Annotated in this window: 9 protein-coding genes; 4 read left to right on the top strand and 5 right to left on the bottom strand. The window is 69.2% G+C overall.

Annotated elements, in window-relative coordinates; translation table 11 throughout:
* The first annotated feature begins 1 nt into the window (after window position 1).
* Window positions 2–616, top strand: a complete 615-nt coding sequence (locus A5706_RS23100; protein WP_082964565.1) for a DUF3159 domain-containing protein — start codon at window positions 2–4, stop codon at window positions 614–616.
* Between the two features lie 132 nt (window positions 617–748).
* Here the strand turns inward: A5706_RS23100 and A5706_RS23105 are convergent, their stop codons facing one another.
* Both A5706_RS23105 and A5706_RS23110 read right to left on the bottom strand, forming a co-directional pair.
* Window positions 749–1,423: a TrkA family potassium uptake protein gene (locus A5706_RS23105; protein ID WP_068135842.1), complete on the bottom strand. Its 675-nt coding sequence runs from the start codon at window positions 1,421–1,423 to the stop codon at window positions 749–751.
* On the bottom strand, window positions 1,420–2,103 hold the full coding sequence (locus A5706_RS23110; protein ID WP_068135844.1) for a TrkA family potassium uptake protein: 684 nt from the start codon (window positions 2,101–2,103) through the stop codon (window positions 1,420–1,422). Before A5706_RS23110 ends, A5706_RS23105 begins: the two co-directional genes overlap by 4 nt.
* Before the next feature lie 89 nt (window positions 2,104–2,192).
* On the opposite strand from A5706_RS23110, the gene A5706_RS23115 reads away from it, so the two are divergent.
* Window positions 2,193–4,187: an APC family permease gene (locus tag A5706_RS23115; RefSeq protein ID WP_068135856.1), complete on the top strand. Its 1,995-nt coding sequence runs from the start codon at window positions 2,193–2,195 to the stop codon at window positions 4,185–4,187.
* Between the two features lie 20 nt (window positions 4,188–4,207).
* Complete coding sequence (locus tag A5706_RS23120) at window positions 4,208–5,443, top strand: class I SAM-dependent RNA methyltransferase (protein WP_068135858.1); 1,236 nt, start codon at window positions 4,208–4,210, stop codon at window positions 5,441–5,443.
* Here A5706_RS23120 and A5706_RS23125 read toward each other — a convergent pair.
* Together A5706_RS23125 and A5706_RS23130 are read right to left on the bottom strand one after the other, a co-directional pair.
* A complete protein-coding gene (locus tag A5706_RS23125; protein ID WP_068135846.1) occupies window positions 5,408–6,697 on the bottom strand; it encodes an ArsB/NhaD family transporter in 1,290 nt (429 codons plus the stop codon). The genes A5706_RS23120 and A5706_RS23125 overlap by 36 nt on opposite strands.
* 25 nt (window positions 6,698–6,722) lie before the next feature.
* A complete protein-coding gene (locus A5706_RS23130; RefSeq protein WP_068135849.1) occupies window positions 6,723–7,166 on the bottom strand; it encodes a CBS domain-containing protein in 444 nt (147 codons plus the stop codon).
* Window positions 7,167–7,219: 53 nt separating this feature from the next.
* Between A5706_RS23130 and dxs the strand changes: the two genes are divergently transcribed.
* A complete protein-coding gene (gene dxs, locus A5706_RS23135) occupies window positions 7,220–9,133 on the top strand; it encodes a 1-deoxy-D-xylulose-5-phosphate synthase (protein WP_068135852.1) in 1,914 nt (637 codons plus the stop codon).
* Window positions 9,134–9,221: 88 nt separating this feature from the next.
* On the opposite strand, the gene A5706_RS23140 is transcribed toward dxs, so the two are convergent.
* Window positions 9,222–9,732 (bottom strand): HRDC domain-containing protein (locus tag A5706_RS23140; protein ID WP_197517947.1); only part of this gene is annotated, 511 nt, incomplete at its 5' end.

The raw sequence follows: 9,732 nt of genomic DNA on the forward strand, positions 1-9,732 counted from the left end.
GCTGACCCAGGTTGGCGGGGTGAGCGGCCTGATCTACTCGTCGCTGCCGGTGGTCGTCTTCGTCGCGGTGTCCAGCCTGTCCGGTTTGGTGGCCGCCATCGCGTCCGCGCTCGGCGTGGCGGCACTGGTGTTGGTGTGGCGGCTGATTCGCCGCGAATCCACCCAGCCCGCGTTCTCGGGTTTCATCGGCGTCGCCGTCTGCGCTCTCATCGCCTACGTCGTGGGGCAGTCGAAGGGCTATTTCCTGCTGGGCATCTGGATGTCGCTGTTGTGGGCGGTGGTGTTTGCGGTCTCGGTGCTGATCCGTCGGCCGCTGGTCGGCTACGCGTGGAGCTGGGCCACCGGCCGCGACCGCGCCTGGCGCGCCGTGTCGCGGGCCGTGTACGCGTTCGACGTCGCCACGCTGTGCTGGACCGTGGTGTTCGCCGCGCGCTTCGTGGTCCAGCGGCTGCTCTACGACGCCGATCAGACCGGGTGGCTCGGGGTGGCGCGGATCGCGATGGGCTGGCCGCTGACCGTGCTCGCCGCGGTGGCGACGTACGCGGCGATCAGGGCGGTGCAGCGCGCCCTGCCGGCCGCCGAGGACGCCGGCACCGCGGAAACCCTGACCGACTAATCGCCCGCTTCGGCATTCACGGCGTTGAGTGTGTGGTGGTGGTTTTCCGCGTGCACTGAGGGCGGGATTGCGGCGATTTTTCCGCCCAGGGCTCACACGCGAGGCCCACGATTCACACTCAATATCCGAACACTAATCGCCGGGCTCCGCTTCCGGCAGCAGGAGCTTCTGCAGCTCCTCCTCCGCCTCGGTGACCGCGACGAAGAGCAGTTCGTCGCCGCCCTCGAGCGGCTCGTCGGCCTCCGGCACGATCACCCGCGGGCCACGCAGGATCGTCACCAGCGCGACGTCCCGCGGTAGCTGCAGCCGGCGCACCGGCTTGCCGCCCCACGGTGTGTCGTCGGGAAGGGTGATCTCGACCAGGTTGGCCTGCCCGCGGCGGAATTCCATGAGCCGCACCAGATCACCGACGGCCACGGCCTCCTCGATCAGCGAGGCCAGCATCCGCGGCGTGGACACCGCCACGTCCACGCCCCACGCGTCGGTGAACAGCCATTCGTTGCGCGGATCGTTGACCCGGGCTACCACCCGCGGCACCGCGAACTCCGTCTTGGCCAACAGGCTGAGCACCACGTTGACCTTGTCGTCCCCGGTCGCGGCGACGACGACGTCGAAGTCCTCCAGGTGTATCGACTGCAGCAGGCTCAGCTCGCAGGTGTCACCCAAGCGCCAGTGCGCGGCCGGGATGGCGTCGACGTCGACGTGGTCGGGGTTGCGTTCGATCAGCGTGACGTCGTGGTCGTTCTCGACCAGCTCGCGAGTGACCGAGCGGCCGACCGCGCCCGCCCCGGCGACGGCTACTTTCACTTGACGGCTCCCGCCTCGAGGTCCTCACTGGGCGGCAGTGCCGCAATGGCCACCGCCTCGGCGGCGCGGCCGGAGATGGCGGCGATGTAGACCTGATCGCCGGCCTGGATGACCGTCTTCGGCTCCGGCAACACACCCGTGCCGAACCGGATGACGAACGCGACGCGCGCGCCGGTGGCCTGCTCGAGCTCGGTGGCGCGGTGGCCCACCCAGTCCTCGTGCAGGTCGACCTCGGCCACGGCGACGGTGCCGGTCGGGTCTCGCCACTTGGCGGTCTCGCTGTCCCTGGTGAGCAGGTTGAGCAGGCGGTCGGTGGTCCACGGCACCGTGGCGATGGTGGGGATCCCGAGGCGCTCGTAGACCTCGGCGCGCTTCGCGTCGTAGATCCGGGCGACGACGCGCCCGACACCGAAGGTTTCCCGGGCCAGCCGGGCCGAGATGATGTTGGAGTTGTCCCCGGACGACACCGCCGCGAACGCATCGGCTCCCTCGACGCCGGCCCGCAGCAGGACGTCTCGGTCGAAGCCCTGGCCCAGCACCCGCTCGCCCGCAAACTCGGGGCTGAGCCGGTTGAACGCCGTGCTGTCGCGGTCGATGACCGCCACGTCGTGGCCGATTCGGGAGAGCCCGTCGGCCAATGACGAGCCCACCCTGCCGCAACCCATCACAACCACGCGCACTTGAGGTCCTCCCGGCGGATTCGGCCCGTCGACGAACATTGTTGCCTACGAAACGCTAGCAAGCCCGGGTGGGCTTACTCTTGGCTCTCGTGTCCAAACTTTCGACCGCTGCGCGCCGGCTGCTTATCGGCCGGCCCCAACGCAGCGACCGGCTGAGTCACACACTGCTGCCCAAACGGATCGCCTTGCCGGTGTTCGCCTCCGATGCCCTGTCCTCGGTGGCGTATGCGCCCGAGGAAGTCTTCCTGATGCTCTCGGTTGCGGGGGTCACCGCCTACGCGATGACGCCCTGGATCGGTCTCGCCGTGGCCGCGGTGATGCTGGTCGTGGTCGCCAGCTACCGCCAGAACGTGCACGCCTACCCGTCGGGCGGCGGCGACTACGAGGTGGTCACCACCAATCTCGGCGACACCGCCGGTCTCGTGGTCGCCAGCGCCCTGATGGTGGATTACGTTCTCACCGTTGCCGTTTCGACGGCTTCGGCGATGTCGAACATCGGCTCGGCGATCCCCGTCGTGGCGCAGCACAAGGTGCTGTTCTGCGTGGCGGCCATCCTGCTCGTGATGGCCCTGAACCTGCGCGGGATCCGCGAGTCCGGCGTGGCCTTCGCCATCCCGACCTATGCGTTCATCGTCGGGGTCCTCGCCATGATCGGGTGGGGCCTGTTCCGCATTTTCGTGCTGGGCAATCCGCTGCGGGCCGAGTCCGCCGGCTTTCAGATGCATGCCGAGCACGGCCAGGTCGTCGGCTTGGCGTTGGCCTTTCTGGTCGCGCGGTCGTTCTCCTCCGGGTGCGCGGCGCTGACGGGTGTCGAGGCGATCAGCAACGGGGTGCCGGCTTTTCAAAAACCCAAGTCGCGCAACGCGGCGACGACGCTGATGATGCTGGGCGCCATCGCGGTGACCCTGCTGATGGGCATCATCGTGCTGGCCCAGAGGATCGGTGTCCAGCTCGTCGAGGACCCCGCAACCCAACTGGGCGGCGCCCCGCCGAACTACTACCAGAAGACGTTGGTCACGCAGCTGGCCGAGACCGTGTTCGGCAGCTTTCACATCGGGTTCCTGCTGATCGCCACGGTCACCGCGCTGATCCTGGTGCTGGCGGCCAACACCGCGTTCAACGGGTTCCCGGTGCTGGGTTCGGTTCTGGCGCAGCACAGTTACCTTCCGCGCCAATTGCACACGCGTGGCGACCGGTTGGCGTTCTCCAACGGGATCCTTTTCCTGTCGGGGGCCGCGCTGCTGGCAATCATCGCGTTCCGCGCAGAGGTGACCGCACTGATCCAGCTCTACATCGTCGGTGTGTTCATTTCGTTCACGCTGAGTCAGATTGGCATGGTCCGGCACTGGACCCGCCTGCTGCGCACCGAGACCGACCCGCGGGTGCGGCGCAAGATGATGCGCTCGCGGGTGGTGAACACGGTCGGGTTGATCTGCACCGGCGCGGTGTTGCTGGTCGTCCTCATCACCAAGTTCGTCGCGGGGGCGTGGATCGCCCTCTTCGCGATGGGCTTGCTGTTTTTGTTGATGAAGCTGATCCGCAAGCACTACCACACCGTCAGCCGGGAGCTTGAGGAGCAGGAGGCCACCCAGCACGACGTCGTGCTGCCGAGCCGCAACCATGCCCTGGTGCTGGTGTCCAAGCTGCACCTGCCGACACTGCGTGCGCTCGCCTACGCGCGCGCGACCCGTCCGGACACGCTCGAGGCCCTCACCGTCAGCGTCGACGACGCCGAAACCCGGGACCTGGTGCACAAGTGGGAGGAAAGCGACATCAGTGTGCCGCTCAAGGTCATTGCCTCGCCCTACCGTGAAATCACCAGGCCGATACTCGATTACGTCAAGCGGGTCAGCAAGGATTCGCCGCGGACCGTGGTGACGGTGTTCATCCCGGAGTACGTGGTGGGCCATTGGTGGGAGCAGGTGCTGCACAACCAAAGCGCGCTGCGGCTCAAGGGCCGGTTGCTGTTCATGCCCAACGTGATGGTGACTTCCGTTCCGTGGCAGTTGAATTCGTCGGAGCGCCTGAAGGCCTTCCAGCCGCACGGTGCACCCGGCGACGCCCGACGCGGAATCTTCGACTGAGCACGGCGTTGAAGCCCAACATGCTGACGCTGGTGACCGGCGCCCCGGCCAACGGGGGCAGCTGCGTGGCGCATCACGAGGGCCGGGTCGTGTTCGTCCGTTACGCCCTGCCCGGCGAGCGGGTGCGGGCGCGTGTCACCGCCGAGCGCGGATCCTATTGGCACGCAGAGGCTATCGAGGTGATCGAGCCGTCCGCCGACCGGGTCGAGCCGATGTGCCCCATCGCCGGGGTCGGCGGTGCCGGCTGCTGCGACCTGGCGTTCGCCGCGCCGGAGGCGGCCCGCGCGCTCAAGGCACACGTCGTGGCCAATCAGCTGCAACGGCTGGGCGGTCATCAGTGGAACGGCGCCGAGGCGGGCGCCGAGGCGCTGTCGGGATCCGGACCCACCGGTTGGCGCACCCGGGTGCGGCTGGACGTGGGCGCGGATTGCCGGCCCGGCTTCCACCGGTACCACAGCGACGAGCTGGTGACAGACCTGCGCTGCGCGCAGCTGCCGCCGGGGATGCTGGACGGCCTCGCTCATGATTCGTCCGGGGCCGAGTGGCCCGCGGGCGCGCAGCTGCACGTGGCCGTCGACGACGACGGCGAGCGCCACGTGGTGCGCACCCTGCGGCATGGCGGGCAGACCGCGACCGCCGTGGCGGAGGGCAGCTACGAGGCGGTGCAGCGGGTGGGCGGGCGCTCCTGGCGGGTGCCGGTGACCGCGTTCTGGCAGGCACACCGGGACGCGGCCGGGGTCTACAGCGGCCTGGTCGCCGACTGGGCGCAACCCGACGCCGGCATGACGGTGTGGGACCTCTACGGCGGCGCCGGCGTTTTCGCCGCAACGCTCGCCGACGCGGTGGGGGAGTCGGGGCGGGTCGTGACCGTCGACACCTCGCGGTCGGCGACGCGGGCCGCGCGAACCGCGCTGGCCGACCTGCCGCAGGTCGATGTCGTCACCGACTCGGTCCGCCGGGCGTTGGCCGCGCAGCGCGGCTCGAAAGCCGACGTCGCCGTGCTGGATCCGCCGCGCGCCGGCGCCGGGCGCGACGTCATCGACCTGCTGGCCGCGGCCGGAGTGCCGCGCGTGGTCCACATCGGCTGCGAGGCAGCGTCTTTCGCGCGCGACGTCGGCCTGTATCGCGGCCACGGCTACACCGTCGAGAAGATCAAAGTTTTCGACGCGTTCCCGCTGACCCACCACACCGAGTGCGTGGCGCTGCTGACGCTTCGACGTTCAGCCGAACACGAAATACCGCAGCCACAGGTATAGGGCCGACAGCGCGGCGGACACCGCCGTCACGACCGCGCCCTTGCGGGTGAATTCCCAAAACGAGATGGGGTTGTCGGCGCGCGCGGCCAGCCCGAGCACGATGACGTTGGCGCTGGCGCCGACGGCGGTCAGGTTCCCGCCGAAATCGGTCCCGATCGCGAGCGCCCACCACAACACCCCGGGGTTTATGTGGTCGCCGAGCGCCGGGACCAGGTCGGCGACGATGGGCGCCATCGTCGCGGCGTAGGGAACGTTGTTGACGACCCCGCTGATCAACAGCGACGCGGCCAGGATCACCATGGTGGCCAACAGGGTGTTGCCGCCGGTCGCGGTGATCGCCAGGTGCGCCAGCTGCTTGACGACGCCCGTCTTGACCAGCGCGCCGACCATGACGAACAAGCCGGCGAAGAACAGCAGCGTTTCCCACTCGACGCTGGACAGGTAGTCGGAATGTTCCAGCCGCGACACCACGATCAGGATCCCGGCGCCCAAGAGCGCGACGATGGAGGGCTCCATGTGCAGCGCCGAATGGGCGATGAACGCGGCGAACACCGCCGCCAACACGACGCCGCAGGCGATCAGCAGCCGGTGATCGCGGATGGCCTCCTTCTCCTCCAGGGACATGACGTCGGCGACCCGCTCGGGGTCGACAGCGAACGAACCGCGAAAAAGGCGGGGCAGCAACACGATCAGGACGGCCATCACGATGATCACCAGCGGTGTCAGGTGGAAGAGGAAGTCGTTGAACGTCAGGCCGGCCTTGCTGGCGATGATGATGTTGGGCGGGTCGCCGATCAGGGTCGCGGTGCCGCCGATGTTGGAGGCGAACGCCTCGGCCATCAGGAACGGCGCCGCGTTGATCGCCAGCCGGTCACACACCAACAGGGTCACCGGGGCGATCAGCAACACCGTGGTGACGTTGTCGAGCAGGGCCGACGCGATCGCGGTGACCAGCACCAGCAGGATCATCACGCGCAGGGGAGAGCCGCGGGCGCGCTTGGCGGACCAGATCGCGACGTACTCGAACACGCCGGTCTGGCGCAGCACGCTGACGATGATCATCATGCCCAGCAGCAAAAAGATGACGTCCCAGTCGATTCCGGTCTCATGCGAGTAGAAGACGTCATCGGAGTTGATGATCGGCATGGCGACGACGATCGCGGCGCCGGTGAGCGCGACCAGAGTCTTGTTGACGCGGTCGCTGGCGATCAGCGCGTAGGCGACGACGAACACGACGATCGCCACGACGCTCATCGACTGTCCCGGATGCTCAAGGCTTTTAGTGTTTGAGTGCCGCGGCCAACAGACGCGATGCCGTGATGACGCCGACCAATGTCTGGTCTTTGACCACGGCGATCAGGGGGCTGCGCAGCCGGGCCATCACCGCGGCGACCTCGATGATGGTGTCGTCCGCGTGCGCCCACGGCACGTTGGTCAGGTGATCGGGCAGCATGTCCCCGACGGTCTTTCCGCCCAGTTTGTCCGCGGCGCGGTCGGCCATCGACTCGTTGAGCACCCCGGCCAGCGAAGGGTCGTCCTGCACGTACTTCGGGACGATGAACCGGACCACCTGGGAGGCCGGCAGCACCGCGGAGGGCTTGCCCGACCCGTCGGTGACGACGATCCCGGGCAGCCGGTGCTCGGCGAGCAGGCGGGCGGCATCCAGGGCGTCCGAGTCGACCGTCACGACCGGGAAGTCCTCGGCGAGTTCCTCGGCGCGCATGGGGGGAACAATAGTCGGGTAGTGATCCGGCCGCGGCTGCGTAGACTGACGGGATGCTGGAACAGATCCGCGGGCCCGCTGATCTGCAGTACCTCTCCCAACAGCAGCTCCGCGATCTGGCAGCCGAGATTCGGCAGTTCCTGATCCACAAGGTCGCTGCGACCGGGGGGCATCTCGGGCCCAACCTCGGCGTCGTCGAGTTGACGCTCGCGCTGCACCGGGTGTTCGACTCGCCGCACGACCCGATCATCTTCGACACCGGCCACCAGGCCTACGTCCACAAGATGCTGACCGGGCGCGCCCAGGACTTCGAGAGCCTGCGCAAAAAGGGCGGCCTGTCGGGGTATCCGTCGCGCGCGGAGAGCGAACACGACTGGGTCGAGTCCAGCCACGCCAGCGCGGCGCTGTCCTACGCCGACGGCCTGGCCAAGGCGTTCGAGCTGAGCGGGCACCGCAACCGGCACGTGGTGGCCGTCGTCGGCGACGGCGCGCTCACCGGCGGCATGTGCTGGGAGGCGCTGAACAACATCGCCGCGTCGCGCCGCCCGGTGATCATCGTGGTCAACGACAACGGCCGCAGCTATGCGCCCACCATCGGCGGCGTCGCCGACCACCTGGCCACCCTGCGGCTGCAGCCCGCCTACGAGCACGTGCTGGAAAAGGGCCGCGACGCGGTCCGCTCGCTGCCCCTGTTCGGCCAGATCGCCTACCGCTTCATGCACAGCGTCAAGGCCGGCATCAAGGACTCGCTGTCGCCGCAGCTGCTGTTCACCGACCTGGGGCTGAAGTACGTCGGCCCGGTCGACGGGCACGACGAGCGCGCGGTGGAGGTGGCGCTGCGCCACGCCCGCGGCTTCGGGCGCCCGGTGATCGTGCACGTCGTCACCCGCAAGGGCATGGGCTACGGGCCGGCCCTGGACGACGAGGCCGAGCAGATGCATTCCTGCGGCGTGATCGACCCGGCCACCGGCCAGGCCACCAAGATCGCCGGGCCGGGCTGGACCGCGACGTTCTCCGATGCGCTCATCGGCTACGCCCGCAAGCGCCGCGACATCGTGGCGATGACCGCGGCGATGCCCGGCCCCACCGGGCTGACGGCGTTCGGCCAACAGTTCCCGGACCGCCTGTTCGACGTCGGCATCGCCGAGCAGCACGCGATGACGTCGGCGGCCGGCCTGGCGATGGGCGGCATGCACCCGGTGGTGGCCATCTATTCGACGTTCCTCAGCCGCGCCTTCGACCAGATCATGATGGACGTGGCGCTGCACAAGCTGCCCGTCACCATGGTGCTCGACCGGGCCGGGATCACCGGCAACGACGGCGCCAGCCACAACGGCATGTGGGACCTGTCGATGTTGAACATCGTGCCCGGCATCCGGGTGGCCGCGCCCCGCGACGCGACCCGGCTGCGCGAAGAGCTGGGCGAGGCCCTCGACATCGGTGACGGGCCGACGGCGATCCGCTTCCCCAAAGGCGATGTGGGAGAGGACATTCCGGCCGTCGAGCGGCGCTCCGGGGTGGACGTCCTCGCCCTGCCCGCCGAAGGGTTGAACCACGACGTGCTGCTCGTCGGCGTCGGAGCGTTCGTGCCGATGGCGCTGGGTGTGGCCAAGCGGCTGCACAACCAGGGCATCGGCGTGACGGTGATCGACCCGCGCTGGGTGCTGCCGGTATCCGACGGCGTCGTCGAGATGGCGGCCCAGCACAAGCTCGTCGTCACGTGCGAGGACAACGGTGTGAACGGCGGCGTGGGGTCGGCCGTCTCGGCCGCGCTGCGGCGCGCCGAGATCGACACGCCCTGCCGCGACGTCGGGCTGCCGCAGCGGTTCTACGAGCACGCCTCCCGCGGTGAGGTGCTCGCCGATGTCGGGCTGACCGACCAGGACATCGCCCGCCGCATCACCGGTTGGGTGGCGGCGCTGGGCAGCAGCGTCGCCGAGGCCGAGATTCCGGAGCGCCTCGACTAGTCGGGCGTGCATTCAGGGCTTTCCCTGTGCGCTCACGGCTGTATCTCGCCGATTTTTGCGCCCAGGACTCACACGCAATGCCCACGATTCACACTCCACGCTCGTCGTCCGCGTCTTCCGGCGGCTGCAGCGCCCGGGCCAGCGGCGGGTCCACGAGTCGTCGCTGCCAGGCCCGCGCCTGCCCGGCCCGCAGAAACGCGTCGACCGCTTCGTCCGGATCCGGAGCCGGTTCCCAGTCCCAGCACAGCCGTCGCACCAGATCGGGCGCGACCAGGTTCTCCGTCGGGACGTGCACCCGCTCCGACACTTCCCCCAGCGCGGCCCGCGCCGCCTCCAGCCGCGCCGCGGCCTCCGGTTTGCGCCGGCCCCACCGTGACGGCGGCGGCGGTCCGTTGGGCGCCTCGGCCTCGTCGGGCGGGTCCTGGGTCTGCCGGGCCGCCTCCAGCGCCGCCAGCCAGATCTCGGCGCTGCGGCGCTGGTTGCGCCCGCCGAACACCGGCAACGCGACCAGGTCCTCGACCGTCTTCGGGTTCGCCAGGGCGGCGTCGATGATGGCCGAATCCGGCAGCACCCGCCGGGGCGCGATGTCGCGGCGCTGG

The sequence above is a fragment of the Mycobacterium sp. E796 genome, assembly GCF_001672815.1.
In the GTDB taxonomy this organism is placed as follows: domain Bacteria; phylum Actinomycetota; class Actinomycetes; order Mycobacteriales; family Mycobacteriaceae; genus Mycobacterium.